The sequence below is a fragment of the Hoeflea phototrophica DFL-43 genome, from assembly GCF_000154705.2.
GTDB classification, from domain to species: Bacteria; Pseudomonadota; Alphaproteobacteria; order Rhizobiales; family Rhizobiaceae; genus Hoeflea; species Hoeflea phototrophica.
In genome coordinates this window covers 2,765,699-2,791,632 of the sequence record NZ_CM002917.1, presented here as the reverse complement: position 1 = coordinate 2,791,632, position 25,934 = coordinate 2,765,699, and the positions used below count along the sequence as shown (strand labels likewise).

Here is a 25,934-nt window from a genome sequence, read left to right as displayed (position 1 = left end):
GCCGCCTTCCTGCTGTCACGAGCTTGGTTGCGCCAGAAGGGATCTAGCGCAGATCTTCCGGCAGCACGTTGTGCGGGATGTTCTGGTAGCAGACCGGGCGAAGGAAACGGCGGATGGCGAGCGTGCCGACCGAGGTTGCGCCGAAATTGGTCGAGGCCGGGTAGGGCCCGCCATGCACCATTGTGTCTGAGACCTCGACGCCGGTCGGAAAGCCATTGGCCAGAAGCCGTCCGGCCTTGCGCTCGAGGATTGGAAGCAGGCCTCTGGCAACATCTGCGTCGCCATCGTCCAGATGCAGCGTGCAGGTCAACTGGCCCTGCAAAGCCCGTGCGATGTCGCGCATCTGCGCCTCACCCTTGACGCGCACGATGATGCCGAGCGGTCCGAAGACTTCTTCAGCCAGTTCCTCATTGGCCAGCCAGGCTTCACCCGTTGTCTCAAACAGATAGGGTGCGGCATGGCGTGTTTCGCAGGATGTGCCGATCAACTCGGCGACGCCGGTTGAGGCGGCAACGCGTTTTACACCCTTGCGGTAGGCCTCGGCGATACCGTCGGTGAGCATGGTCTGCTTGTCGACGGTTGCGAGCGCTTCCTTGGCCGCCGATGCGAAGGCATCGGCTTCGGATCCGGCGATGACGACAGCAATTCCCGGATTTGTGCAGAACTGGCCTGCACCCATGGTGAGCGAGCCGGCCCAGCCCTTGGCGATGTCCGAACCCCGCGCGGCAACGGCTTTTGGCAGCAGGAACATCGGGTTGACGGAGCCCAGTTCGCCATAGAACGGAATCGGCGTCGGGCGTGCGGCGCAAAGGTCAAACAGGGCGCGACCGCCTGCCAGCGAACCGGTGAAGCCCACGGCGGTAATGTTCTCGTGCTGGACCAGTGCCTGGCCGACGGCACGGTTGCCGCCCTGGATCAGCGAGAAGACGCCAGGGTGGATGTTGCAACTCTTGATGGCCGCATGAATGGCTTCAGCGACGATTTCACCGGTGCCAGGATGAGCCGAATGGCCCTTGACGACGACCGGGCAACCGGCAGCAAGCGCTGCTGCGGTGTCGCCACCGGCTGTCGAAAAGGCGAGCGGGAAATTGGACGCACCAAAAACGGCCACCGGGCCGAAGGGACGCTGCATCATGAACAGTTCCGGGCGCGGCAGCGGCTGACGATCAGGCAGCGCCTCGTCATGGCGGCGGTCGAGATAATCGCCCTTGAGGATATGTTCGGCAAACAGGCGTAGCTGGCCGGTGGTGCGGCCGCGCTCGCCCTGAAGCCGGGCGGCTGGCAGGCCGGTTTCCGATGTGCCGATCTCGGTGATCTGGTCGCCGCGCGCTTCAATCTCATCAGCAATCGTGTGCAGGAATTTCGCGCGGTCTTCGCGGCTGGCCCAGCCATAGGTTTCGAACGCTGCTTCTGCCGCCTTGCAGGCTGCATCGACAAGTTCCGGCGTGCCGACGGCGAACTCATGGGCGTCGCCATTGGCGGGCTCGGAGCGGAAAGTCGCTGCGCCGGCAATCCATTCGCCGGCGATCAGATGCTTGCCGTGTGGTTTGAAGTTCATGTCAGTTCCTTGCTTATCGTTCGGGGCATGTCGTCTAGAAATGGAAAGCGTCGACCGTTTTCCGTTTGCCAAGGGTGAAGGCGTCGCTGACATGGACCATTGGTGAAAGATCCACATCACTTTTACCGGACTGGATCAGCGACGCCATGCGTTTGTAGAGATTGGCGTATTCATGATCGCTGCCTTTTTTGACCGTCTGGCCGTCGATTTCAAGTGTAGCGCCGCCCGATGACAGTTTGAGACGGCCGCCGTCGGTTTCGATGTCGATGTCCCAGGTTTGGGGACCTTCCTGGCGCCAGTCGAACGTGGCGGTCATCTCTGCGCCATCGGGATTTGTGAAGACGATGTCCGCAGCAATCGGGGTGTCGCGGTTCTCCGGGAACTCAAGAACAGCACTTGCCACATGGACCGGCCAGGGCAGGATCTCGGTCATGATCGACAATGCGTTGATGCCGGGATCAAAGACCCCAAGACCGCCAGGTTCGAACACCCAGTCCTGTCCCGGATGCCAGCGGCGGACATCTTCCTTCCAGGTGATCGCCAGGCGCTTGATGGTCTTGTCTGCCAGCCATGCCTTGGAATCGGGCACGCAGTCGGCTTCGCGGGAATGCCATGTGGCGTAAATCGACACGCCTTTCTCGCGGGCGAGTTCTTCAAGCGCATGCACTTCGGCGAGGCTCTGACCGGGTGGTTTTTCCAGCATGACATTCTTGCCGGCGGCGAGCGCCGCCTGGGCATAGGCAAAACGCGGCTGTGGTGGAATGGCAAGAGACACCGTGGAAATGTCTGGGCGCGCGGCGAGCATCGCTTCGATGGTTGTGAAGTTCTCGATGCCCTCGACACTGGCGTTGCGGCTCACCGTCGCGGCGAGTTCCCAATCGGGGTTTGCGGCAATCGCCGGAAGGTGCTGGTCGCGGGCGATCTTGCCAATGCCGACCAATGCGAGTTTTTCAACCATCAATGAGAATCCCTACCCACCGGAGCGCCGCGACAGCCTTTCAGGAAGTCAAAGTCAGCGCCGGTGTCCGCACCTTCGACCGAATCCTGAAAAAGCTTGGCGTAACCGCTTTGGGGCCGCTCATGCAATGGCTTCCAGGCCGAGAGGCGGTCGTTCAGTTCCGCCTCGCTGATTTCGAGATGAAGTCTGCGCGCTTCGACGTCCACCTCGATGATGTCGCCGTTCTTGACCACAGCCAATGGACCGCCCGCGGCAGCTTCCGGAGAGGTGTGCAGGATCACGGTGCCATAGGCCGTGCCGGACATGCGGGCATCGGAAATGCGGATCATGTCGGTGATCCCCTTCTTCAGCACCTTTGGCGGCAAGCCCATGTTCCCCACTTCGGCCATGCCCGGGTAACCCTTGGGTCCGCAATTCTTCAAGACCATGACGCAGGTCTCGTCGATGTCGAGCGCATCATCGTTGATCCTGGCCTTGTAGTCGTCAATGTCCTCGAACACCACTGCACGACCCCGGTGTTTCATAAGGGCTGGAGAAGCGGCGGAGGGTTTGAGAACCGCACCGTTCGGCGCCAGATTGCCGCGCAGCACCGCAATTCCGCCCTGCTGTGTCAGCGCCTTTTCGAGCGGCAAGATGACATCCTCGTTCCAGTTTTTGGCATCCTTGACCTCGTCCCAGACAGTCGTGCCGGAGACCGTCAGCGCATCCTTGTGCAATTTGCCCGCTTCGCCCAGGTGCTTGAGCACCACCGGCAGGCCACCTGCATAGAAGAACTCTTCCATGAGGTATTTCCCGGACGGCATCAGGTTGACGATGGTGGCGACATCCCGGCCGCAACGGTCCCAGTCATCAAGTGTGAGATCAATGCCGACGCGGCCCGCCATGGCCAGCATGTGAATGACTGCATTGGTGGAGCCGCCGATTGCGCCATTGGTCCGGATCGCATTCTCGAAAGCCTGTTTGGTCATGATGTCGGACGGTTTGAGGTCGTCCTTGACCATCTGCACAATGCGGCGGCCGGTCAGCTGCGCCATCACACGACGTCGGGAATCCACAGCCGGAATGGCCGCATTGCCCGACAACGCCATGCCGAGGGCTTCGGCCATCGACGCCATGGTCGAAGCCGTGCCCATGGTGTTGCAGGTTCCCGTCGAGCGCGACATCGCCTGTTCGGCCTCGAGGAACTCATCCTGGGTCATTTCACCGGCCTTCACGGCTTCGGAGAACTTCCACAGATGGGTGCCCGAACCCACGCGCTCGTTGCGAAACCAGCCATTGAGCATCGGCCCGCCGGTGACGACGATGGAGGGCAGGTTGGTTGATGCAGCGGCCATCAGCAGCGATGGCGTGGTCTTGTCGCATCCGACCATCAACACCGCACCATCGATCGGCTGGCCGCGCATGGCTTCCTCGACGGCCATGGCCGCGAGATTGCGGTACATCATGGCGGTTGGACGGAAGGTGTTTTCGGATGCCGAGAACACCGGCACCTCGACGGGAAAGCCGCCAGCTTCCCAAATGCCGGCCTTCACCTTCTGGGCCAGTTCGTTGAGGTGGCCGTTGCAAGGTGTCAGTTCGGACCAGGTGTTCATGATCCCGATGACCGGACGGCCGTCAAAAAGATCGTTCGGGTAGCCCTGGTTCTTCAGCCATCCGCGATGGTAGATCGTGTCGCGCGAGTTGCCGCCATACCATTCCTGCGAGCGCAGTTTCCGCGGCCATTTTGCTGGAGTAAAGGCCATCTCAGAGCACCTTTACAGCTGACAGATCCGACGCTGGTGGCGTGACGGACAGGGGATTGCGCAGGGGCGCGCCGAACTGCGGCGCGGAAATCTCGAACACGTCGCCGTGCTGCACGCGGATCTGATCGGCAAAGGACAACGTGGCTGTGCCGAACATGTGAATGTGTATGTCGCCCGGTTGCCGGAACACATCATATTTGAAGTGGTGGTGTTCCAGGTTCGCAATCGTATGGGACATGTTGGTTTCACCCGAAAGGAACGGCTTTTCCCAGATGATCTCGCCATCGCGGCGAATGGCGCTGGTGCCACGGATGTCATCGGGCAGGGGCGCAACGAGGATTTCCGGCCCGAAGGATGCGGGACGGAGTTTCGAGTGCGCGAGATAGAGATAGTTCACCCGTTCCATCACATGGTCTGAAAACTCGTTGGACAGGGCAAAGCCGATACGGAACGGCGCGCCGTCATTGCCGATCAGATAGATCCCCGCGATCTCCGGCTCCTCGCCGCCATCATCGGCAAAGGCCGGAGAGACCAGTGGTGCTCCCGGCGCAACCGCGCAGGTGCCGTTGCCCTTGTAGAACCATTCCGGCTGGACACCCGGCTTGCCCGGTTCGGGTTTGCCGTTCTCAAGTCCCATGTTGAAGATCTTCATGGAATCCGTCAGCGTCGAAGGGTCAGCCTTGTTGGCTGCATGCATGGCGTCCCGGGTCGATGCCGAGCCAAGATGTGTCAAACCGGTGCCGGTTAAGTGCATGTGAGCCGGATCGGGATGGGAGATCGGCAACAGCAGACGGTTCTCCGTTGCCAGCGCTTCGATATCGATGGCTGGTCCGAGCGAGTGGGCGCGCAGGCACTCAGCGATGCTGTTCCCGTCCTTGATGGCGCGGCTGGCGAGCTCAAGCGTGCTCGACACACCATTGACAACCATAGCTTCGGTTCCGCTGCGAACGGCGACGCTGATGCCGCCGGTATCGTTCCTGAATTGGGAAATCAGCATCGCTCAGCCCTGCTTGTTCTTGTTGTAGACATCGAAGATGACGGCAGCGAGCAGCACCAGCCCCTTGATCATCTGCTGGTAATCAATGCCGATGCCCATGATCGACATACCGTTGTTGAGAACGCCCATCAGGAACGCGCCGACCACCGCGCCAATGATCGTGCCCACGCCACCGGCCATCGATGCGCCGCCGATGAAGACAGCGGCGATCACGTCAAGTTCCAGCGCGAAGCCCGCTTTCGGCGTTGCGGTGTTCAGCCGTGCGGCGAAGACCAGACCCGCTGCGGCGGCCAGAAGGCCCATATTGGTGAAGGCAAGGAAGGTCAGCCGTTCAGTCTTGATGCCTGAGAGCTTGGCCGCTTTCTGGTTTCCGCCAAGCGCGTAGACGCGCCGGCCAATCGTGGTTTTTTCGGTGATGAAGGCATAGATGATGGTCAGAACGCCCATGGTGATAAGCACGTTGGGCAGGCCGCGGAACAGCGATAATTTGTAGGTCACAAAAATCAGCGCTGCGGCGACGATCACATTGCGGGCAATGAAGAAGCTTCGCGGTTCGTCTTCAATGCCATAGGCCTTGTTGCGCATGCGCTGGTTGATGCCCATCCAGACAACGAAGAAGGCCGCAACAACACCGGTGAGGAGCGCCAGGATATTGACCTGCCGTTCGCCCAGCATTGTCGCCAGGCTCTCACCAATTCCGGCTGGAAAAATGTCGGGAACGAAACCGGTCGCGATGACCTGGAATTCCTTTGGGAAGGGCCCCACCGACTGGCCTTCGAGCAGCCACAGCGACAGCCCGCGAAACACCAGCATGCCGGCAAGGGTGACAATGAAGGAGGGGATTTTCCAGTAGGCGACCCAATAGCCCTGAGCAGCACCGATGGCTGCACCTGCCGTGAGGCAGACGATGACCGTGACCAGCATGGACTGGTCGTGATTGACCATCATCACCGCTGCCAGCGCGCCGACAAAGCCCATCACCGAGCCGACAGACAGGTCGATATGGCCGGCGACGATGACAATCAGCATGCCGAGCGCCATGATGATGATGTAGGAGTTCTGCAACAGCAGGTTCGTGACATTAACGGCGCGCAACAAGGTGCCATCGGTTACGATCTGGAAGAATGCCATCACCGCAATCAGGGCGAAGAGCAGCCCGTATTGCCGCAGATGGCTGACAAGATACTCGCCAATGCCTCTTGGCTTTGCGCCGGATGCGATTTCGCTCTCGCCTTTGGCCTGATCCATGGTCGTATTCCTACTTGTTGACGATGAGCGACATGATGCGCTCCTGGTTCGCTTCGGCGGCTGTCAGTTCCCCGACAAGCACGCCTTCATTCATGACGTAAATCCGATCACACATGCCCAGCAACTCCGGCATTTCCGAGGAAATCATGATGACGCCTTTGCCATCTGCCGCGAGGTCATTGATGATGGTGTAGATCTCGTATTTCGCGCCCACATCAATGCCGCGTGTGGGCTCATCCAGGATCAGCACCTCAGGCGCGGTGAACAGCCATTTTGCCAGCACCACTTTCTGCTGGTTTCCGCCCGACAGATTGACCGTTTTTTGGAAAACGGAAGGGGTGCGGATCGCGAGCGCCTCGCGGTATTTTTCCGCGATGGTGGTTTCTTCATTGCGCGACAGGATACCGCCCGACGACACGCCATCCAGATTTGCAAGCGTGGTGTTGAAGCGGATCGTTTCATCCAGAACCAGGCCCAGCGATTTGCGGTCCTCGGTGACATAGGAGACGCCGCTGGCAATCGCCCGGTCCACGGTGCTCACATCAATTGGCTTGCCCCTGAGATTGATGGAACCGGTTATCCTGCGCCCGTAGGAATGCCCGAAAATGGACATGGCAAGCTCTGTGCGCCCGGACCCCATAAGCCCGGCGATACCGATGACTTCACCGGCGCGGACATGGAAGGAGGCGTCGTGAATGACTTGCCTATCTGTGTGTTCGGGGTGCCAAACGTTCCAGTTTTCCACTTCCAGCAGCATATCTGCGGGTGTGCGACTGTGTGCAGGAAAGCGGTGGGTCATGTCACGGCCGACCATGTCCCGGACAATTTCGTCCTCGCTCAATCCGGCTTTCGCATCGAGCGTGGAGACAGTCATGCCGTCGCGGATGACGGTGACGGTGTCGGCGACGTAGCGCACCTCATTGAGCTTGTGAGAAATGATGATGCAGGCGACGCCTTGCGCCTTGAGTTCCAGCATCAGGTCCAGGAGCTTGCGGCTGTCATTCTCCTGCAGCGCGGCGGTGGGTTCGTCGAGAATCAGCAGTTTCACGTCCTTGGACAGCGCCTTGGCGATCTCGACCAGCTGCTGTTTGCCGACACCGATGGAATCGACCTTGGTTGTCGGCGGTTCGTTGAGGCCGACCTTGGCCAGCAACTCTTCCGTGCGCCGGTTGGTCTCGTGCCAGTCGATGACACCACGCCTGGCGCGTTCGTTGCCCAGGAAGATGTTCTCGGCGATCGACAGCTGCGGGATCAGCGCGAGTTCCTGGTGAATGATGATGATGCCGCGATCTTCGGAATCGCGAATGTCCCTGAACCGGACCGTCTTGCCCTCGAACAGGATTTCCCCGTCATAGGATCCTGCCGGGTAGACGCCGGAAAGGACCTTCATGAGCGTTGATTTGCCGGCGCCATTTTCGCCAACGACGGCGTGAATTTCACCGTCCTTGACATCCAGATTGACGCAATCGAGCGCCTTGACGCCCGGAAAGGTCTTGGTGATGTCGCGCATTTGAAGAAGATGGGTCATGGTTCAGCCGGCAGACGGTCATGCAATGGAGTGCGGCAGGCGTACCGGAAAAGACCCCGTCCCGTGCAATTGATGCGGCGGGACGGGGTTTTCAGCCGGGAGGCCTTACTTGATCTGGTCCATGGTGTAGTAACCGGATCCGATCAGGATTTCTTCCCAATTGGATGCGTCAACCGAAACCGGCTCGAGCAGGTAGGAAGGAATGACCTTCACACCGTTGTCGTAGGTGGTGGTGTCGTTGATTTCCGGCTCGCTGCCGCCGAGAAGCGCATCGACCATGCCAACAGTGACACGGGCGAGTTCGCGGGTGTCCTTGAACACCGTCGAATACTGTTCACCTGCAAGGATCGACTTGACCGACGGGACTTCTGCATCCTGGCCGGAAACGATCGGCATTTCCTGATCGCCAGAGCCGTAGCCGACACCCTTGAGCGAGGAAAGGATGCCGATTGACAGGCCGTCATAGGGCGACAGAACGCCGTGGATCTGCTTGTCGGTGTAATGAGCGGACAACAGGTTGTCCATGCGGGCCTGGGCGACAGCTCCGTCCCAGCGCAGCGTACCGACCGTGTCCATGCCCATCTGGCCGGAAACGATGTTGACGGTGCCCGCGTCGATCAGCGGCTGAAGCACGCTCATTGCGCCGTTGTAGAAAAAGTAGGCGTTGTTGTCGTCGGGCGAACCGCCGAAGAGTTCAACATTGTAGGGGCCGTCGCCGAAGCGCGCCTTGAGCCCATCGACCAGCGAGGAAGCCTGCTGGACGCCAACCTTGAAGTTGTCGAAGGTCGCATAGTAGTCGACATTGCCGCTGTCGCGGATCAGCCGGTCATAGGCGATGACCTTGATGCCCGAGGCTGCTGCGTTTTCCAGTGCGTTGGACAGTGTCGTGCCATCAATGGCGGCAATGACAAGCACATCCACGCCCTTGGTGATCATGTTTTCGATCTGGGCGAGCTGGTTCGGGATATCGTCTTCAGCGTACTGAAGATCGGCTTCGTAACCGGCTGCAGTGAATTGTTCGACCATCGAGTTGCCGTCAGAAATCCAGCGTGCTGAAGATTTGGTGGGCATTGCAATGCCGATGGAGCCTTTGTCGGCTGCATGGACGGTGGTGGCGGTCATCGCTCCCGACGACAGAGTCGCAAAGGCAGCCAAAGCCGCCAGGCTTTTTGTAAAAATATTCATTTTTCCTCCCCTGACCGCAGCTGCGGCCCGATACAATTGACCCCGCGCGGCTGGGCCGATCGCAGGGACCCCAAACCTGAAGCGGTTTGACATGTCCGTCAAATTATTTAAACGGATTAATTCATATCATAATGGGTATATCAAAGGGGTGAGGCGTGTCGATTGATCTTCTTCGAAAAGGGCTGAAAATCAGTCACTTGAGGCTGATTTCCACCTTGGAGCAGCTTGGGTCCGTCTCCGCAGCGGCTGACCATCTCGGTGTGAGTCAGCCAGCGGCCTCCCGCCTTGCCGCCGAGATCGAGAGGATTGCCGGGACGCCGATACACGAGCGCACAGGCCGCGGGATCGGCCTGACCCAAACCGGGCACCTTCTTGCCCGGCGGGCCGCCCGCATTCTCAACGAGATCGCAGATGCGGGGCGGGAAATCCAGGAATCCCGAGAGGGAACGGTGGGTTATGTGCGACTCGGATCGGTAACCGGACCATCGATCGACTTCGTGGTTCCGGCAATGCGCCAGTTGCGTTTGTCCTATCCCGCCATTTCCATCGAGATCGTGGTTGCCGCCAGTGACGTTCTGTTGCCCCAGCTTCTTGATGGCGGGCTCGACTTCGCCATGTGCCGAACAACCGGCGGAACTGCCAATGCGATGGTGGAGGCCATCCCACTGGGGGATGAGCCGCTGAGCTTTGTGGTGCGAACCGGTCACCCGCTGGCCCGGGCCGAGGCGCCCGTCGCCCTTGATGTCATGGCGGCGTTCGACTGGATCCTGCCGCCATCGGGCGCAATCCTGCGCAGCACCATAGAGCGCGAGTTTGCCGCGCGGGGCGTCGTGATGCCGCGCCAGATCCAGACGACCACATCTTTCCTGTTTACCTTGGCCGCGATTCGCCAAACCAATGCGATTGCGCCGATCGCCTCTGCAGTGGCGCGCAGCTTTGCCACGGGGGATGATGGCGCAAACGCCCTCGCCATCCTCGAGACCGAAGACAAGATGGCGGTGGAAACCTGGTCGCTGCTGACGCGACGCGGGCAGGAGTTGACGCCCTCTGCGCAGATTGTTCATGACCAGATCCTTTCTGCCGTCATGCAAAACTGAGCGTGAGACAGGGCCTCGATGGGGATGTTGTATTGTCTTGCAGGGTTCCGGTGGGCGAGCCTTACCAAGCATCTGATGCTTCCCGCACTTCCTTGATCGCGCCACCGATCGCGCTTGCAAGCTTTGCTGCGGCAAGCCTTTCCGGGGCCTCCAAAAGCGCAACCGAGCTTGAGGCCTTCCGGTTTGGCCGGATCGCCTGTTTCCTGCCGTTCCTGTTCATCTACAAACCGGGACTTTTGCCTGTCGGTTCCTGGTTGCACATCGGCTACGTATTTGCCAGTTCACTGATAAGGTAGGCCTTGCGCCGTCTGAACCCTTTCCAGCGGGGTGTCTGGGCCGTGGTGGGGCCGCTGGTGATCATGCCATTGGCGGAGCTGGGCGGACACACGCTGGAATATGCCGTCAGCGCCTTTGGCGCCGTTTTGTTGGTGCTGTCGGTGGCGCTGAGCCAGAAACCGGTTCCGGTGAAAGCATAGCCGCCTGGCCTTGGTCTTGTGGCTGAGGCGAGGGCGGGGGGTGGCCCTCGCGGTGACGATTTCGCATATCACCCGTGGCCGCTAAGCGTCCGATACAGACTGCCAGGGGTGGGGCGGTGGACAATTGTCCCCTTCCTCGCGTACCCACTCTTCAGTCGCCTTGTTTGCCGGAGGAAATCTGTCGATGTCACCATTTGTCTTCAACACCACCAAGAGCATCCAGTTCGCAGCCGGGGCATTGGCCCGGATTGGTCAGCTGGCGCAAGCCAGCATGGGAGCACGCGTGTTCCTCGTCACCGATGCAGGCATGATGGCGACAGGCATCGTCGATCAGGCAATGGGCCACCTCCGGGCAGCAGGCGTGGAGGTGACGCTGTTTTCAGACGTTCAGGCCGACCCGCCGGAAGCCGTGATCCTGGCTGCGGCGGACACAGCCCGCTCTGCCGGCGCCGACGGGGTGATTGGCCTTGGCGGCGGATCATCACTCGATGTCGCGAAGCTGGTGGCGCTGCTGGCTGTGGGCAAGGAAGAGCTGAAAGCGGTCTACGGTGTGGGCAACGCAAGGGGGCCGCGGCTTCCGCTCATCCTGGTGCCGACGACGTCGGGAACCGGCTCCGAAGTAACGCCGATTTCGATCGTGACGACTGGCACCTCGGAGAAAATGGGCGTGGTCTCGCCGGTCCTGTTGCCCGACATAGCGCTGCTTGACCCGGAGCTGACCTATGGCCTGCCTGCGCATGTGACCGCAGCGACCGGCATTGATGCGATGGTGCATGCAATCGAAGCCTATGCATCGGCCAGCGCCAACAACAATCCGCTGTCGCGAACGCTCGCCACGCAGGCACTGGCGCTGATGGGGCCATCGCTGCTCAAGGCGGTACGCAATGGAACCGACGCGGAAGCGCGAGCGGACATGCTGCTCGGTTCCATGCTGGCAGGGCAGGCCTTTGCAAATTCACCGGTAGCGGCCGTGCATGCGCTGGCCTATCCCCTGGGCGGGCATTTCCACATTCCGCATGGGCTCTCCAACGCGCTGGTGCTGCCGCATGTGCTGAGGTTCAATGCGGTCACGGCCCACCAGGCCTATGTCGATCTGGCGCCGCATCTGTTTCCGGATCTGGGGGCGGTTGAGGGTCAGGAACGGGTGGCCGCCTTTTGCGACAGGCTCGCGGATCTTTCCTCCGCTTGCGGTCTGCCGCAGACCCTGCGCGATATGAAGATCACCGAGGATTGGCTGCCCAGGCTTGCCAGCGATGCGATGAACCAGACGCGGCTGCTGGTCAACAATCCACGCCCGGTGAGCGAAGCTGATGCCCTCGCAATTTACCGGGCTGCTTTATAAGCGCCGGCGTTTCTGCGGTCCCGGTCCGGGTGCCCGCGGTGTGGGGAAGCCGATGGGTTTTCAGGATATCCCTTCTTCAGACCGTGACCGCGGGTATCCATTGGGAACACGCGGCGGCCAGAAAGGTGGAGCAAGAGCGTGTCGCAAAGCCTCATGCCGATGCCGAGCTGCAACCCTGCGATCAAGTCGCAACACTTTGGATCCTGTTCGAAAGCGTCTTCTTGAGGACCGGGAACTGAACCAAATTGATGCTCTGGCGGGATTGCCCGCCTTGCGGTAAATGTCGGCGATGGAAAGCAATTCGCAAAATATCGTACCAGGGCGTATTTCCATCGCACCCATGATGGACTGGACGGAAAGCTGTTTCTTTTCAGTGGATTGCAAGGACAAGCGTGCAAAAAACGTGCAGTGAGTTTGTCATTTCTCGGAGAAGTTGGCTTTTCGCATTTTTGACACGGCAAGATGGCTGAGATGGCAATAGGTCAATTCGACGTTGATTGAGATCGGGCGCACGCTCGGATCAAAATACTGCGGACAACTCTACAGCTTGGCGTCTTGGTATTTTTCCCGTTGCTTCGTCGCATGACCATTGACTCCACGCTCTATATGAAATAGCAAAATTGGAACGTTCCAAATAATGTTTGGTTAGCCAAGCATTCGAGAGTTTCGTGGCGCCAAGATGTGTCTGGTTTTCGGATGTTCGTGAAGGAAGAGTCCAGTCGGCGCTGCAGTGTGGGTTTTTTGGGGTCAGAGGGGAAAGTGACGATGAATGAGGTCAGGGTTGCTGTGCTTGGTGCATCGGGCTGGATGGGAAAAGTGCACACCATGGCATATCAGACCTTCCCGCACTTTCTGGGAAGGGACCAGGGCACGGCGTGCATCGTTTCGCTTGTCGAAGCGAATCCAAAGGCCGCAACCGGACTTGAACTCAGCGCACCGGGCGCGCGGATTTTGAGCGATTGGAAGGAGGCTATCCGTGATCCTGACGTGGATCTCGTTGATATCTGCCTTCCCGACAACATGCACTACCACGTTGCCAAGGCGGCGCTTTTGGCAGGGAAGCATGTCTATTGCGAGAAACCACTCGCAGACACTGCTGAACAAGCGCGAGAACTGGCCGATATTGCCCGGGAGAAAGGGTTGATCACCCGTGTTGGCCATGCGTTTCCCCGCAATCCGGTGCATGACCTTGCAAAAGATATCATCGATTCGGGCGAAATCGGTCAGATCACCTTGTTCAAGGGATGCCAGCACATCGACATCTATGGCGATCCGATGACACCTTTCATGTGGCGGGCAGATGGCAAGCTGGCGCCAACCGGGATTGTCGGTGATACCGGCTCACACGTCTTCAGTTTCATGGATTTTCTGGTTGGTCGCGTAACCTCACTGATTGCCGACAATTTCGTCGTTACGCCGCGCAGGCCTGTCGTGAACGATGTCGGCCTCGGTGAGAAAGCTGAATTGAACGGCAATGAAGAATGGGCCGAGATCACCAATCCCGACGGATCGAATATCATTTGCCGATTTGAAAATGGCGCCCGGGGTCTTGTTGATTTCAGTCGTGTGGCGACTGGCAGGAAATTCATGCAGACCTATGAAATCTACGGCACCAAGGGAAGCCTGGTCTACAACTACGACGAAGTGAACCGTCTGCGTTTCTACACGAACAACGATGGCCTGGGCCGTCGTGGCTTCAGGGAAATCGACGTCGGTCCGGAAAACGCGACCTATCGGGCATTCCTGCCTTTGCCGAATTTTGGCCTGGGATACAACGAAAGCAAGATCATCGAGGCGGCAGAGGTCATCCGCTCGATTGCATCAAAAACGCCCATGTGGCCGACTTTTGATTCCGGTCACCACATCTGCCAGATCATTGATGCCTGCATGGAATCCTCAACGACGCGGAATTGGGTCGACATACCTGCAAACTGATCGGTTGCAGGGCTGCAGCCCATCAATTGCGCAGAGCGTTTCCCCAAAGTGATACCACTATAGCGAGAAAGAAATTTGATGGAGAGTTTGGTCCCTCAAGAGATTCTGGATGCTCTGACCGACGTCGAGATGCCACGGCTCGTTTCGGCACCGTCCTTTGATGAGCAAATCGAGGCCGGCGGGTTTGTTGTTCCTGTCTATCGCACCGGATGCGTTGTCGTCGGCAGTGGCGCTGCGGGTTTGCGTGCCGCGGTCGAACTGAAACGACGTTGCGGCGCGGTAACAGTAGTCAGCCAGAGTGCATGGGGAGGGACTTCCGCCTGCTCGGGCTCGGACAAGCAAACCTTGCACACTGCCAACTCTGCTGATCAGGGCGACAACTTCAGAAAAATGGCACGCGCAATCCGCTCAGGCGGATCAATGGACGAAGATACCGCCTACATTGAAGCCGTCGGCTCGGCCCGCGCCATGGCCTCGCTTCAATATTTGGGCCTTCCTTTGCCTCAGGATACACTTGGTGGCACCTTGCGGTACAAGACAGACCACGATGAGACCGGTCGAGCGACGAGTTGTGGGCCCAGAACATCCCGTCTCATGGTAAAAGTCCTTGCCCAGGAAGCCATTCGGCTTGGCGTCCCGTTTTTCAATCACACAACAGCAGTCCGGATCCTTGCAACTGACGGGAACCCGGATCGAAGGGTTGCCGGAGTTTTGGCAGTCAGACCGAAATCGCGGACGGACGAGAACCCTTTGGGCTTGGTCATTTACCGGTGCGAGGCACTTGTACTTGCGGCAGGCGGGCCCGGGGAATTGTATCGTGACAGCGTATTCCCGAACGGATGTTTTGGTTCTTTGGGTCTTGCGCTGGAAGCTGGCATCGAACTTGTCAACCTGACCGAGAGCCAGTTTGGAATAGGAACCCGGCGAGAGGGTTTCCCATGGAACCTGTCCGGAACCTATGTGCAGGCCATGCCGCACATTTACTCGGTGGATCGTGATGGGAGGGAACACCATTTTCTTGCCGACTACTACCGCACAACACAGGAACTGGCCTCCAACATTTTCCGTAAGGGATATCAGTGGCCTTTCCATTCCACGCGCATGCTCGACTTCGGTTCAAGTCTCGTTGATCTGGCGATCCATCATGAAGGCGAACTTGGACGGCGTGTCTTCATGGACTTCAACAGAAACCCTCTTCCCGTCTCTGGCGACCAGCCATTCTCACTCAAGCGTCTCGATGTCGATGTGAGCACCTATCTTGGCAATGCGGGTGCGGGGCAGGAATTGCCAATCGATCGCTTGCGTCACATGAACCCGCTCGCGATCGAGCTCTATCGTCGCTACAAGATCGACATCGCCAAGGAGCCGTTGGAGTTTGCGGTCAACAACCAGCACATGAATGGCGGCATTGCGGTGGACATTTGGGGTCGCACCAATCTGGAGGGGATTTATTCAGTTGGTGAAGCGGCCGGAACGCACGGTGTCACAAGGCCCGGTGGCGCTGCTCTCAATGCGGGGCAGGTTTTCGGGACACGGGTTGCCGAGCATATTGGCGCAAGTGGTCGCGCGGCGTCTCCAGCTGCGGGCGATGTTGACGCTCTCGCGGCCTCGGCTATCGAGCATGTCGTTTCAATTTTGAAACCGGATAGCCCGGTGCGCATGGATGCTGTCCGTTTGGAGGTGCAGGCACGGATGAGCGAGAAAGCGGGCATATTGTGCACTCAGGAAGAGATCGCCAATGCGCTTGAGGGCGCGCGTTCACTCAATGACAGGATCGGGGAAAGCGGTATTGGTTTTGGCCGTGACGGCGAAGCAGGGCGTGCGCTGCAATGGCACCACATGGCGCTTGTTTCCGAAGCGGTGCTAACCGCTCTCGATCACTATGTTGAGAACGGGGGCGGGAGCAGGGGAGCCCGGGCCATATGCGATCCAGACGGGGAGGCCTTGCCAATGGCCAGAACGGGACCGCTCTCCAATTTCCGATTCAGGCTGGAGAAGGAAAGCGACAAACATCAACAGATCGTGGTCAAATATACTGGTGTCACGTTTGTGATTTCGACGCGCGAGAACCGGCATTTGGATGAGGATGAAAAAGCCTTTTTTGAACGTGACTGGCCGGCCTGGTTGACCGGTTCGATCTACGACCTGCAAATGACAAACTGATTTCAGACATGAAACACCCACGCAAGCTCGCTATCGGGGTCGGAGAGGCCATGATTGAAATGGCGCTAATTGGAGAACGCTTGTACAGGCGTGACTTTGCCGGCGATACTTTCAATACGGTTTGGCATATGGCGCAGGCGCTCGGCGATCAAGTAACGATCGGTTATTTAACCCGTATTGGTTCTGACAAAACCTCGAACGATTTTGTCCGTCTATTGGCTGATGACGGCCTGGAGACAGTTGGTATTACCCCTGATCCGCAAAGAGGGATGGGCCTCTATGTGATTGAACTCGATGGTGTGGAACGCAGCTTCCAATACTGGCGTTCGTCTTCGGCTGCCCGCCTTCTTGCCGATGATGTGGACTGGCTGAATGCAGCATTTGAACAAGCCGACCTTATTCATTTGTCGGGCATCACACTTGCCATTCTTTCGGCGAAGGGACGCGGGAATCTGTTTGCCGCGCTCCGTCATGCGCGCAAACGTGGCGCATTGGTTTCCTTTGATCCCAATATTCGTATCAAACTATGGGAAACGGACGACGAGATGCGTGAGACCATTTCGATGGCAATGTCTTGTGCAGATATCGCCCTGCCAAGTTTTGATGATGAAATGACTTACTGGAGCGATGCTTCACCGCAGGCAACGATCGAACGGTTCTCAAATGCAGGAGTGCGCGAGATCATCGTGAAGAATGGCGAGCATTCAGTCGTGTTTCGATGCGAAGACGGCGCCGGCGAGGTTACGACACCAAAAGTGACTGGAATCAAGGATACGACCGGGGCAGGGGACGCCTTCAACGCAGGATATCTTGCGGCGCGTCTGATCGGGCACAATGTGGCGAGTGCCATCGGCCGCGGTCAGGCCATGGCGGCGGAAGTCCTCAGAAACTACGGCGCGCGCGTTGCAAAACAAAACGTGCCACGCTTATGAACCGGCCTTTCTTGTCCCGCCAGTGGATTGACGAATACACAAACTGATCGGGGTTCTTGTTTCCGGGGCAGGGACTTGCCCTTTTTCCAGCCATCCAACAACGTTTGCGGCTGCCTGGGAACCTATTCCCGCAATATCGCAGTGTACCGATGACAGGGACGGGTAAGCGTGTGCAATCTCCTCAATATCGTCGAAACCGACGATCAAGAGGTCCGTACCAACGCTCACGCCAAGTTCGTGACATCCAGAAAGCATACCAAGGGCAACAAGATCATTGAAGCAAATCACGGCGTTGACATCTGGATGTTCGCTCATGAGCCGGCCAGCAGATTCCTTGCCAAACTTTCGACTTGCTTTGCCGGTGAGAATAACAGGGTCCATGTCAATCTCATGCAGCACATCGAGATACCCGGCTTTGCGTTCCTCTGTTACCCTACGGCCTTCCAACCCACCAATGAAAGCAATCCTCTTTGCACCGGCGCTGATCAGGTGTCGCGTTGCAACTTCGCTACCGGCCCGGTAGTCGGGCGCGGTGAAAGGAAAGAGTTTCAACCGGTCATCAACGCGCCGAAGCATTTGCATGGCTGGGATTCCTGCCTTTGCGATCATGTCAAACGTGCTGGAATCCTCGCCATACGCGGGGCAAATGATGAACGCGGAGACACCGTGTTCAATCATTGAGCCCACGACCTGATCCTGCAACTCCGGGCTTTCATCCGTATTTGCGACGACAGTTGAATAACCGTGTCCGGCAAGAGCCATTTGCAGTGATGTCGCGAATTCGGTGAAGAACGGATTGCGCAGATCATTGATGACAAGCCCGATCAGACCGGCATTTGACATCCGCATGTTTGCTGCCGCGCGATTGTAGACATACCCGATTTCCGCCATGGCCTCGCGGACCGCTTTGCGTGTTTCTTCTTTGACGGAGGAGCTGTTCTGCAGCACCAGGCTGACGGTGGATTTGGAAACTCCAGCCTGGCGAGCGACATCGATTATTGTGGGGCGGCGTTGCAGGGTCATCGCATTCAATCTGCCCTGTCAATAACCTCAATGTCAAAGCACAGAATGCCCTCCTTACCAGATTCAGCGCTTGCCACCAGTTTCGCTCCGACATTCTGATGTTGCAGGTCATCCTGATAGGCTTGCAGCGCATCCCAGTCATCGAAGTCGGCCACAAAGCCGTGCATGTAACCGCGTTCCATCTTCTCGGGGCTTTTACTGCGCCCGGAGGTGATGGCGCGCAACCCCGGCAAGCGGCCCTCCAACTCGTGAAGCTCGTTGAATATGGCACTAATCTGTGCTTCTGACATATCACTGCGGAAGCGAATGAGTACGACATGGCGGATCATTGTATGGTCATCCTGTTGTCTGCCTTGATCATGTCGGCGGCCTTTTCACCGATCATGATCGCTGCGGCGTTGGTGTTGGAAGAAATCAGTGTCGGCATTATGGAATTGTCGACAATGCGCAAACCTTCAATCCCTTTGAAGCGCAGACGGATGTCGACCACCGCCTCGTCATCGGCGCCCATGCGGCAGGTTCCGGCGCAATGGTGCGAGGTCTTCGAGTGCTGGCATATGAAGTTGAAGTAGTCTTCATCCGTGCGCACATCGGAACCGGGCAGCCGCTCTGCCAAGATGTATTTCTTCAGCGGAGCCTGGGCCAGGATCTCCTGCGTCAGCTTCAGACCCCGGATCGTCATTTCACGGTCGAAGGGATCCTGCAGATAGTTGGGATCGATGAGCGGTGCTTTGGCAGGATCAGCGCTTTGCAGCCGGACCGATCCGCGTGATCGAGGGCGCAAATGGCACGAGTTTAGGGTGATGCCGCCTTGCGGCATCGACACGACGCCGTGTTCGATCCCTGTTCCAAGGCCAAGGTGGAACTGGAGGTCGGGAGAACGCGCGGCCTTGTCGGCATACCAAAAGCCGCCGGTTTCAAACAGCGACGAGGCTACAGGTCCCTTGCGGCCAAAGATATACTGCAAGGCGGCGATCGCCGCCCAATGGGGCTTGGCGTAGCGGTCATAGCTGTAGGGTCCGGATAGCTCGGCGATGCAATACAGGTCCAGATGGTCCTGCAGGTTAGCTCCTATCTGCGGCTGGTCTTGGACAACCTTGATGCCGAGCGACGCGAGATGATCGGCCGGGCCAATCCCCGAAAGCTGCAAGAGGCGAGGGGAACCGATGGCGCCCGAGGCAAGAATGACCTCGTTGTTGGCGATCAGGCGCGAGCCGTCGATCATTTCAACTCCGGTGGCCCGTCCGCCTTCCACGATCAGCCTCCGTACCTGTGCGCCCAAACGCACGGTCAGGTTCTTGCGGTGACGATTCGGTGCGACATAGGCCATCGCAGCCGAGGAGCGTCGCACATTGCGTTGGGTCAGTTGATAGTAGCAGACCCCGTCCTGCTTCTCGCCGTTTACGTCCAGATTGCGCGGAATGCCCAGCTCTGCCGCCGCCTCAAAATAGGCCTCGCAGATCCGCAAGGGCGCGCGGGGTTCGGAGACGCCCAATGGGCCGCCTTTCCCATGGTATTTGTTGTCATGGGTTTCGTTGTCTTCTGCCTTGCGGAAATAGGGCAGCACATCGTCATAGCTCCATCCCTCGCACCCCATCTGACGCCAGTCGTCATAATCCTGCGAATTTCCGCGGGTGTAGATCTGTGCGTTGATGGCAGAGCCGCCGCCGATCACCTTGGCCTGCGTGTAGCGGAATATCTTGTTTTGCATGTGGCGCTGCGGAACGGTATCCCAGCCCCAACTGCCGATGCCCTTGGTCATTTTGGCGAAGCCGGCCGGCAGGTGGTAGAACGGGTGACGGTCGCTGCCGCCTGCTTCGAGGAGCAGCACCTGTGCCGATGGGTCTTCCGACAGTCGCCCCGCCAGGACCGAACCCGCCGAGCCGCCGCCGATGATGATGAAATCGTATCCTTTGGCCATGTGGCCCTCCTGCCTGCGTCAGCCAAACCTGGTTTGTGCAATGTGATGAGCTGTCCGTATCGCAAGGGCCGCCACCGTCAATGCCGGGTTGACCGCCGCAGAGGTGGGTAGGACCGTGGCATCGGTGATGAACAGGTTTGAATGGTCATGGCTGCGGCAGAAGGTGTCGACGACACTGGTTTTCGGATCGCTGCCCATCCGCGCAGTGCCGCATTGATGAGATGGTGTGCGCCGGTCAAACGGGCGCGCCAGCACGACCGGATAGCCAGCTTCGCGCAGCTTTGCCTTCAACTTTTGGACCAGCGCCAAATGGGCTTCCCAGTTTGAACGCTTCCAGTCCAGCACGATCTGGCCGTCCTTCAGGGTGACACGGCTTTCGGGGTTCGGAAGGTCTTCCGACATGGCATAGAGATCGACCGAATGCCTTGCGATCCAATTGGCCAGGAATTTTGGCATTGCGGTTGACGCGCTGAGAATTGTTCCCGAAATCTTGCCGAGCAGCTGAATATTGCCCAGCGGCTCTCCCTTGGGGCCACCTGTGAGATAAAAGTCATTCACCATCAGCGTCTTTTGGTAGATCGAGTCATTTCGCCAAAACGGATGCAAGGCCAGCACCGCCGAGCAATTGTGGTTCATGAAATTGCGTCCCACCTGGTCGGAACTGTTGGCAATGCCGTTCGGATGGGCGTCATTGGCCGAGGCAAGCAGCAGTGCCGCGCTCTGGATCGCGCCAGCCGCCAGAACCACGACAGGCGCCGCCAGGACCTCACCGGACGCAAGTTCGACGCCGGTAATAAGGCCGTTCTCCCCGGTCACCAGCCGCTTGACCATGGCCCTGGTACGAAGCTGCACATTGCTATGCTGCAAGGCGGACTTCAGGGCTGCGGTCTCGGCATCCATCTTGCCGCCCGTGGTATCGGGAAAGGCATCCCAGGGTGTTTTCGCCCTTGCCAGCCAGCGGTCGATATCGACTCCGAGCGGAAGCGAGGAAGGGTGAAGACCGGTCTTGGCGAGGCGGCCGCGAAGCGCCGCAATAGGCGCCTCGTGGGCAACGGGGGGGTGAGGGTAGAGTGTGGAATGCACAGGCTCGGTCGGATCCTCGCCGATCTGGCCGCGCACCGAGTAAAGGGTTTCGGCCTGCCCGTAGAACGGCTCCAGATCATCGTAGGAAATTGGCCAACCTGGCGTCACTCCGCCCATGTGGGTCAGCGGGGAGAAGTCTTCACGGCGATAGCGGACAAGCACCGCGCCGTAGAACTTCGAATTTCCACCCACATAATAGTAGTTGCCAGGGTTGAAGGGCTTGCCTTCACCATCCAACCATTCTTCTTCCGGCCTGAAACATCCGTCGGCGAAGATCGCCTTGTCGTTGCGGTCATTGGCTGACGGAGCCAGATGCTCGCCACGCTCGAGGATCAGGATCTGCTTGCCCGTGCGGGCAAGGGCAGCCGCCATGGTTGAACCGCCGATGCCTGACCCGATGATGATGACGTCCGGTGTAGTCATGTCTTGATGCGCTCTTCAGTATTCGGGTCGAAGGCCACGGCCTTTTCCATGTTGATCGCGAAATCGAACTCCTGGCCCGAACGCACATTGGCGTCGGCGCGCATGCGGGCGATGATGTCCTTGCCGCCCAGTTCCATTGCGACAAAGGTATCGGCGCCGGCCGGTTCGGTAACGCCGACGAGGTTCCGCAACGACACGATGTTCTTCGAATTGCGGTCAGCGCCATCGGGATCGGTGATGGACTCGGGCCTGATGCCCAGCAGGATGTCCTTTCCGCTCCAATCGGCCAGGTTGGGTTGGCTGAATCTGAGGTTCTGAACAGCGCCCTTAGCATCCTTGATCTCCGCGTGGGGAATGCCGTCCTTCACCACCACCCTGGCCGGCATGACATTCATCGCCGGGCTGCCCATGAAGGTCGCCACATAGACATTTGCCGGCGTGTCGTAGATTTCCTTCGGCGTTCCGAGCTGCTGGACATATCCCTTGAACATCACCGCAATGCGGGTCGAAAGGGTCATGGCTTCGATCTGGTCGTGGGTCACATAGACGATGGTCGTCTTCAGCTTTTCATGCAGCTTCTTGATCTCGGTCCTCATGTCGACGCGCAGTTTGGCGTCAAGGTTGGAAAGAGGTTCGTCGAAAAGAAACACATCCGGATTACGCACAAGTGCGCGGCCCATGGCAACGCGTTGACGCTGGCCGCCGGACAGTTGGCCCGGTTTGCGATCCAAGAGGTTTTCGATCTGCAAAAGCTTGGCCACATCCCGCAGCGCCTTTTCGCGCTCGGGCTTGGGGACGCCATGCATTTCGAGGCCAAAGGTCATGTTTTGGCCGACAGTCATGTTGGGGTAAAGGGCATAGCTCTGGAACACCATTGCGATGTTTCGCTTGGATGGGTGCACCCCGTTCACCACACGTCCCTTGATTGAGATATCTCCTGACGTGATCCCTTCCAGTCCCGCGATCATATTCAGGAGGGTGGACTTGCCGCAACCCGAAGGGCCGACGAGAACCAGAAATTCACCCTCCTGCACTTCGATATTCACCTCGTGCAGAACCTGAACAAATCCATAGGATTTTGTGACATTGCGGATATCTAAAAAGCCCATGGTCGTGCTCCGGTTGTAGGTAGAAATTGGTCAGGCCGCGCGCGATGCGGCGCGCGGCCTGGTCATCACTTTGCTGCGGCGATTGCGTCTGCCAAGGCAACGGCGCCTTCTGCTGCAGACATCTCCGAATTGAAGAAATCGGTGATAGCATCGGTTGCAGCGCCCACCACAGCGGCATTTGCGGCATGGGTGCCTGCGAAGGTGGGAACTGCCGCGCCGCCCGCATCATTGGTCGCAAGTGCTGCCGAAGTGCCTTGTGCGCAGGTGTCCATCGTCGTCAGATCAATGTCAGTGCGTGCGGGGATTGCCCCCTTTGCCTGATTGAACGCAATTTGCACCGCGGGGTCCATTATGGCGGATGCAAGCACCTCTTGCGCCTTGATCCTGTCGGGGTCGGCCTGAGTGAACAGGGACAGCGAGTTTACCAGATAGACAAAGCCATCGCCCTTGGCCTTGGGCACGGGGATGCAGGCATAATCCGTGCCGGGCAGTTTGCCGGCATTTGTGAATTCGCCCTTGGCCCAATCACCCATGATCTGCATGGCGGCCTCGCCATTGATGACCATAGCGCTGGCAAGATTCCAGTCACGGCCGGGGAAGTTGGGGTCAACCATGCCGCGCAGGGCGGCCATCTGATCAAATACCGCCACCATTTCGGGACCACGCAGGGTAGCATCGTCCAGATCAATGAGTGCCTTGCGATAAAACTCAGCCCCACCCACGCCTGCGGCAACAGCCTCAAACATATAGGCCTCTTGCCAGGCTTGACCGCCATGGGCGAGCGGGATGATCCCGGCCTCGATAAATTTCGGCGCAAGGGCATTCAGCTCTTCCCAGGTCGTGGGATACCGCGCGTCGATCTTGTCGAAGGCGGCCTTGCTGGCCCAGATCATGTCGGTGCGGTGCACGTTGGTTGGCACAGAGACATAGTGGCCATCTATCTTTGTAAAGTCTTGCACGGCCTGCGGCAGGGCGGCATCCCAACCCTGTGCGGCGGCCAGAGCATCGACGTTGCCTAGCAGGCCTTCATTGGCCCAGTCGATAATGTTCTGCCCCAGCATCAGCATGGCAGCAGGCGGGTTGCCACCCGCGATTCGCGCTTGCAACGCGGTTTTGGCGGCATCACCGCCACCGCCCGCGACCGGGGCATCAGCCCAGGTAACACCTTCTGCCACAACCTTGTCGCGCACGGCGCTCAAGGCCGCCGCCTCGCCGCCGGATGTCCAGAAGTGCATGACTTCGACGGATTGGTCCGCAAGGGCGGAGCTTGCGCTGACAAGGAGCAAGGCGGTTATGGACAAAATCTTCATTCTGGTATTCCTTCCGGTCGTTCGCCCACGTTCTTTGCAATTGGGGCTTGGGTTGAACATGGCCGCCGGGTGGTTGCAGCCACCCGGCGGCTTCCTGACCTATCCTTTCACCGATCCCGCCATCAGGCCGCGCACGAAAAAGCGGCCAGCAACGATGTAGACGATCAGGGTTGGCAGCGCGGCCAGGATCGCGCCGGCAAAGTGAACGTTGTATTCCTTGACGCCGGTCGAGGACTGAACAAGGTTGTTCAAGGCAACCGTCATCGGCTGGCTTTGCCCGCCAAAGGATGCGCCAAAAAGAAAGTCATTCCAGATATTGGTGAACTGCCAGATCACAGTCACCACGATGATCGGTCCCGATACAGGCAGCATGATCCGCCAGAAAATCCGAAAGAACCCCGCACCATCGATCATGGCTGCGCGTACCAGTTCGGTTGGGAAGGAGGCGTAATAGTTGCGGAAATAAAGGGTCGAGAACCCTATGCCATAGACAACATGCACAAGCACGAGACCGGGAATTGACCCTGCCATGCCCAGTTTGCCCAGCACCGTCGCCATAGGAATCAGAACGATCTGGAAGGGGATGAAGCAGGAGAAGAGCAGGAGGCCGAAGATGATTTTGTCGCCCCGAAAGCTCCATTTTGTGAGCACGTAGCCGTTCAGCGCACCAAGGATGGTCGAGATCACGACCGCAGGCACCACCATCAGAATCGAATTCATGAAATATGGCTTCAGCCCCGTCGGCTCAACCCCGATCTGGGCGGCGGACCAGGCTTGCCGCCAGGGCTCAAGCGTCCATTCACGGGGAAGCGCCATCATGTTGCCGCCCGTGATCTCGGGCAGGGGCTTCAGCGAGTTCGCGATCATCACAAAGAGCGGCATCAGGTAGACGGCCATGAAGATCAGCAGGATGGAGTAAATGAAGATGCGGGTCAGGGCCCCGGTGCGGACGGCAGCATCTTGTTCAACGGCGGCCATCACGACTTCTCCTTCAGTTCGGCATAAAGGTAGGGCGTCATGATCGCGGCGATGGTCATCAACATTATAACCGCGCTGGCGGCCCCGATGCCCATCGAGTTGCGGGTGAAGGTGTAGGAATACATGAAGGTCGCGGGGAGCTCGGTGGCGCGCCCTGGTCCGCCCCCGGTGAGCGCTATGATCAGGTCGTAGGACTTGACCGCAAGGTGCGCCAAGATGACGAAGGCAGACAGGAACGCGGGCCGAAGCAGCGGAATGACGATGCGGCGGTAGAGGCTGAAGTTTGACGCGCCGTCGATCTGCGCGGCCTTTAGGATTTCGTTATCGATGCTCCGCAGGCCTGCGAGAAACATTGCCATCACAAAGCCGGACGTTTGCCAGACAGCCGCAATCACCACGGTATAGATCGCCATGTCGCGGTCCTTGATCCAATTGAACTGAAAGCTTGTCCAACCCCAGAGGTGCATCGAGTTCTCGATGCCTATGCCGGGGTCCATGATCCATTTCCAGGCCGTACCTGTCACGATGAACGACAACGCCATCGGGTACAGGTAGATCGGGCGCAGCACGCCCTCGCCACGGATTTTCTGGTCCAGAAGGATCGCCAGCGTGAGGCCGATTGCTGTACAGATGGTGATATAGAGCGTGGCGAAGATGGCCAGGTTCGTGACCGCCACCCACCAAGCCGACAGGTTCCACAGCTTGGCGTAATTCTCGAATCCGAGCCAGTCATAGCTGGGCAGCATTTTTGAATTGGTGAAGCTGAGGTAAAACGTGAAGGCAATGAAGCCATAGACGAACACAAGCATGGCAGCCAACGATGGCGAGAGAACCAGTTTTGGTATCCACTCTTGCAGGCGTGTTCGGAAATCCACACCAGGCGCATGATTTGCCATGACTCCTCCTCCACCGCGAATTGCCTGCGG

At 58.6% G+C, this 25,934-nt stretch carries 22 protein-coding genes; 7 read left to right on the top strand and 15 right to left on the bottom strand.

The features are described 5' to 3' along the window. Positions 1-43: 43 nt before the first annotated feature. The 7 genes from HPDFL43_RS13240 to chvE form a co-directional block, all read right to left on the bottom strand. Positions 44-1,558 (bottom strand): aldehyde dehydrogenase (NADP(+)), encoded by a 1,515-nt coding sequence (locus HPDFL43_RS13240; protein WP_007197865.1) that lies wholly within the window; start codon positions 1,556-1,558, stop codon positions 44-46. A gap of 34 nt (positions 1,559-1,592) precedes the next feature. Next, complete coding sequence (locus HPDFL43_RS13235) at positions 1,593-2,516, bottom strand: Gfo/Idh/MocA family protein (protein WP_007197864.1); 924 nt, start codon at positions 2,514-2,516, stop codon at positions 1,593-1,595. Further along, positions 2,516-4,258: an L-arabinonate dehydratase gene (araD, locus tag HPDFL43_RS13230; protein ID WP_007197863.1), complete on the bottom strand. Its 1,743-nt coding sequence runs from the start codon at positions 4,256-4,258 to the stop codon at positions 2,516-2,518. The genes HPDFL43_RS13235 and araD overlap by 1 nt, the downstream gene beginning before the upstream one ends. Position 4,259: 1 nt before the next feature. Then, the gene (araD1, locus tag HPDFL43_RS13225; protein WP_007197862.1) at positions 4,260-5,255 is read right to left on the bottom strand and encodes an AraD1 family protein; all 996 of its coding nucleotides are present in this window, start codon (positions 5,253-5,255) and stop codon (positions 4,260-4,262) included. Positions 5,256-5,258: 3 nt separating this feature from the next. Continuing rightward, positions 5,259-6,503: a multiple monosaccharide ABC transporter permease gene (mmsB, locus tag HPDFL43_RS13220; RefSeq protein WP_007197861.1), complete on the bottom strand. Its 1,245-nt coding sequence runs from the start codon at positions 6,501-6,503 to the stop codon at positions 5,259-5,261. A 10-nt stretch (positions 6,504-6,513) separates the two neighbouring features. After that, positions 6,514-8,031, bottom strand: coding sequence for a multiple monosaccharide ABC transporter ATP-binding protein (gene mmsA, locus HPDFL43_RS13215; protein WP_007197860.1), 1,518 nt, complete (start codon positions 8,029-8,031; stop codon positions 6,514-6,516). Between the two features lie 105 nt (positions 8,032-8,136). Then, a complete protein-coding gene (gene chvE / locus HPDFL43_RS13210) occupies positions 8,137-9,216 on the bottom strand; it encodes a multiple monosaccharide ABC transporter substrate-binding protein (protein WP_007197859.1) in 1,080 nt (359 codons plus the stop codon). 155 nt (positions 9,217-9,371) lie between these two features. Between chvE and HPDFL43_RS13205 the strand changes: the two genes are divergently transcribed. From HPDFL43_RS13205 to HPDFL43_RS13180, 7 genes are all read left to right on the top strand, one after another. Next, positions 9,372-10,313 carry a LysR family transcriptional regulator gene (locus HPDFL43_RS13205; protein ID WP_007197858.1) on the top strand — a complete coding sequence of 314 codons (942 nt, stop codon included), beginning with the start codon at positions 9,372-9,374 and terminating at the stop codon, positions 10,311-10,313. A 92-nt stretch (positions 10,314-10,405) separates the two neighbouring features. After that, positions 10,406-10,609, top strand: coding sequence for a hypothetical protein (locus HPDFL43_RS13200; protein ID WP_040449232.1), 204 nt, complete (start codon positions 10,406-10,408; stop codon positions 10,607-10,609). A 3-nt stretch (positions 10,610-10,612) separates the two neighbouring features. Beyond that, the gene (locus HPDFL43_RS21990; RefSeq protein ID WP_007197856.1) at positions 10,613-10,789 is read left to right on the top strand and encodes a hypothetical protein; all 177 of its coding nucleotides are present in this window, start codon (positions 10,613-10,615) and stop codon (positions 10,787-10,789) included. Between the two features lie 184 nt (positions 10,790-10,973). Further along, positions 10,974-12,131, top strand: a complete 1,158-nt coding sequence (locus HPDFL43_RS13195; RefSeq protein WP_007197855.1) for an iron-containing alcohol dehydrogenase — start codon at positions 10,974-10,976, stop codon at positions 12,129-12,131. Between the two features lie 765 nt (positions 12,132-12,896). Further along, complete coding sequence (locus tag HPDFL43_RS13190) at positions 12,897-14,066, top strand: Gfo/Idh/MocA family protein (RefSeq protein WP_007197853.1); 1,170 nt, start codon at positions 12,897-12,899, stop codon at positions 14,064-14,066. 78 nt (positions 14,067-14,144) lie between these two features. Next, positions 14,145-16,229 (top strand): FAD-dependent oxidoreductase, encoded by a 2,085-nt coding sequence (locus tag HPDFL43_RS13185; protein WP_007197852.1) that lies wholly within the window; start codon positions 14,145-14,147, stop codon positions 16,227-16,229. Positions 16,230-16,279: 50 nt separating this feature from the next. Further along, a complete protein-coding gene (locus HPDFL43_RS13180) occupies positions 16,280-17,161 on the top strand; it encodes a sugar kinase (RefSeq protein ID WP_007197851.1) in 882 nt (293 codons plus the stop codon). Here HPDFL43_RS13180 and HPDFL43_RS13175 read toward each other — a convergent pair. From HPDFL43_RS13175 to HPDFL43_RS13140, 8 genes are all read right to left on the bottom strand, one after another. Continuing rightward, positions 17,156-18,184, bottom strand: a complete 1,029-nt coding sequence (locus HPDFL43_RS13175) for a LacI family DNA-binding transcriptional regulator (RefSeq protein ID WP_007197850.1) — start codon at positions 18,182-18,184, stop codon at positions 17,156-17,158. The genes HPDFL43_RS13180 and HPDFL43_RS13175 overlap by 6 nt on opposite strands. A 5-nt stretch (positions 18,185-18,189) precedes the next feature. Further along, positions 18,190-18,513: a Dabb family protein gene (locus tag HPDFL43_RS13170; RefSeq protein ID WP_007197849.1), complete on the bottom strand. Its 324-nt coding sequence runs from the start codon at positions 18,511-18,513 to the stop codon at positions 18,190-18,192. Then, positions 18,510-20,105: a GMC family oxidoreductase gene (locus HPDFL43_RS13165; protein ID WP_007197848.1), complete on the bottom strand. Its 1,596-nt coding sequence runs from the start codon at positions 20,103-20,105 to the stop codon at positions 18,510-18,512. The genes HPDFL43_RS13170 and HPDFL43_RS13165 overlap by 4 nt, the downstream gene beginning before the upstream one ends. An 18-nt stretch (positions 20,106-20,123) precedes the next feature. Beyond that, a complete protein-coding gene (locus HPDFL43_RS13160) occupies positions 20,124-21,611 on the bottom strand; it encodes an FAD-dependent oxidoreductase (protein WP_007197847.1) in 1,488 nt (495 codons plus the stop codon). Next, on the bottom strand, positions 21,608-22,720 hold the full coding sequence (locus tag HPDFL43_RS13155; RefSeq protein ID WP_007197846.1) for an ABC transporter ATP-binding protein: 1,113 nt from the start codon (positions 22,718-22,720) through the stop codon (positions 21,608-21,610). The genes HPDFL43_RS13160 and HPDFL43_RS13155 overlap by 4 nt, the downstream gene beginning before the upstream one ends. Positions 22,721-22,785: 65 nt before the next feature. After that, complete coding sequence (locus tag HPDFL43_RS13150) at positions 22,786-24,030, bottom strand: ABC transporter substrate-binding protein (RefSeq protein WP_007197845.1); 1,245 nt, start codon at positions 24,028-24,030, stop codon at positions 22,786-22,788. 99 nt (positions 24,031-24,129) lie between these two features. After that, on the bottom strand, positions 24,130-25,008 hold the full coding sequence (locus HPDFL43_RS13145) for a carbohydrate ABC transporter permease (RefSeq protein WP_007197844.1): 879 nt from the start codon (positions 25,006-25,008) through the stop codon (positions 24,130-24,132). Next, entirely contained in the window at positions 25,008-25,883 is an 876-nt protein-coding gene (locus HPDFL43_RS13140; protein ID WP_210165658.1) for a carbohydrate ABC transporter permease, read from the bottom strand. The genes HPDFL43_RS13145 and HPDFL43_RS13140 overlap by 1 nt, the downstream gene beginning before the upstream one ends. Positions 25,884-25,934: the final 51 nt, after the last annotated feature.

What these genes read in the sequence shown, in the direction of transcription:
- HPDFL43_RS13240 (WP_007197865.1), bottom strand. Translation starts at nt 1,558, where the DNA reads ATGAACTTCAAACCACACGGCAAGCATCTGATCGCCGGCGAATGGATT.
- HPDFL43_RS13235 (WP_007197864.1), bottom strand. Translation starts at nt 2,516, where the DNA reads ATGGTTGAAAAACTCGCATTGGTCGGCATTGGCAAGATCGCCCGCGAC.
- araD (WP_007197863.1), bottom strand. Translation starts at nt 4,258, where the DNA reads ATGGCCTTTACTCCAGCAAAATGGCCGCGGAAACTGCGCTCGCAGGAA.
- araD1 (WP_007197862.1), bottom strand. Translation starts at nt 5,255, where the DNA reads ATGCTGATTTCCCAATTCAGGAACGATACCGGCGGCATCAGCGTCGCC.
- mmsB (WP_007197861.1), bottom strand. Translation starts at nt 6,503, where the DNA reads ATGGATCAGGCCAAAGGCGAGAGCGAAATCGCATCCGGCGCAAAGCCA.
- mmsA (WP_007197860.1), bottom strand. Translation starts at nt 8,031, where the DNA reads ATGACCCATCTTCTTCAAATGCGCGACATCACCAAGACCTTTCCGGGC.
- chvE (WP_007197859.1), bottom strand. Translation starts at nt 9,216, where the DNA reads ATGAATATTTTTACAAAAAGCCTGGCGGCTTTGGCTGCCTTTGCGACT.
- HPDFL43_RS13195 (WP_007197855.1), top strand. Translation starts at nt 10,974, where the DNA reads ATGTCACCATTTGTCTTCAACACCACCAAGAGCATCCAGTTCGCAGCC.
- HPDFL43_RS13190 (WP_007197853.1), top strand. Translation starts at nt 12,897, where the DNA reads ATGAATGAGGTCAGGGTTGCTGTGCTTGGTGCATCGGGCTGGATGGGA.
- HPDFL43_RS13185 (WP_007197852.1), top strand. Translation starts at nt 14,145, where the DNA reads ATGGAGAGTTTGGTCCCTCAAGAGATTCTGGATGCTCTGACCGACGTC.
- HPDFL43_RS13180 (WP_007197851.1), top strand. Translation starts at nt 16,280, where the DNA reads ATGATTGAAATGGCGCTAATTGGAGAACGCTTGTACAGGCGTGACTTT.
- HPDFL43_RS13175 (WP_007197850.1), bottom strand. Translation starts at nt 18,184, where the DNA reads ATGACCCTGCAACGCCGCCCCACAATAATCGATGTCGCTCGCCAGGCT.
- HPDFL43_RS13170 (WP_007197849.1), bottom strand. Translation starts at nt 18,513, where the DNA reads ATGATCCGCCATGTCGTACTCATTCGCTTCCGCAGTGATATGTCAGAA.
- HPDFL43_RS13165 (WP_007197848.1), bottom strand. Translation starts at nt 20,105, where the DNA reads ATGGCCAAAGGATACGATTTCATCATCATCGGCGGCGGCTCGGCGGGT.
- HPDFL43_RS13160 (WP_007197847.1), bottom strand. Translation starts at nt 21,611, where the DNA reads ATGACTACACCGGACGTCATCATCATCGGGTCAGGCATCGGCGGTTCA.
- HPDFL43_RS13155 (WP_007197846.1), bottom strand. Translation starts at nt 22,720, where the DNA reads ATGGGCTTTTTAGATATCCGCAATGTCACAAAATCCTATGGATTTGTT.
- HPDFL43_RS13150 (WP_007197845.1), bottom strand. Translation starts at nt 24,030, where the DNA reads ATGAAGATTTTGTCCATAACCGCCTTGCTCCTTGTCAGCGCAAGCTCC.
- HPDFL43_RS13145 (WP_007197844.1), bottom strand. Translation starts at nt 25,008, where the DNA reads ATGGCCGCCGTTGAACAAGATGCTGCCGTCCGCACCGGGGCCCTGACC.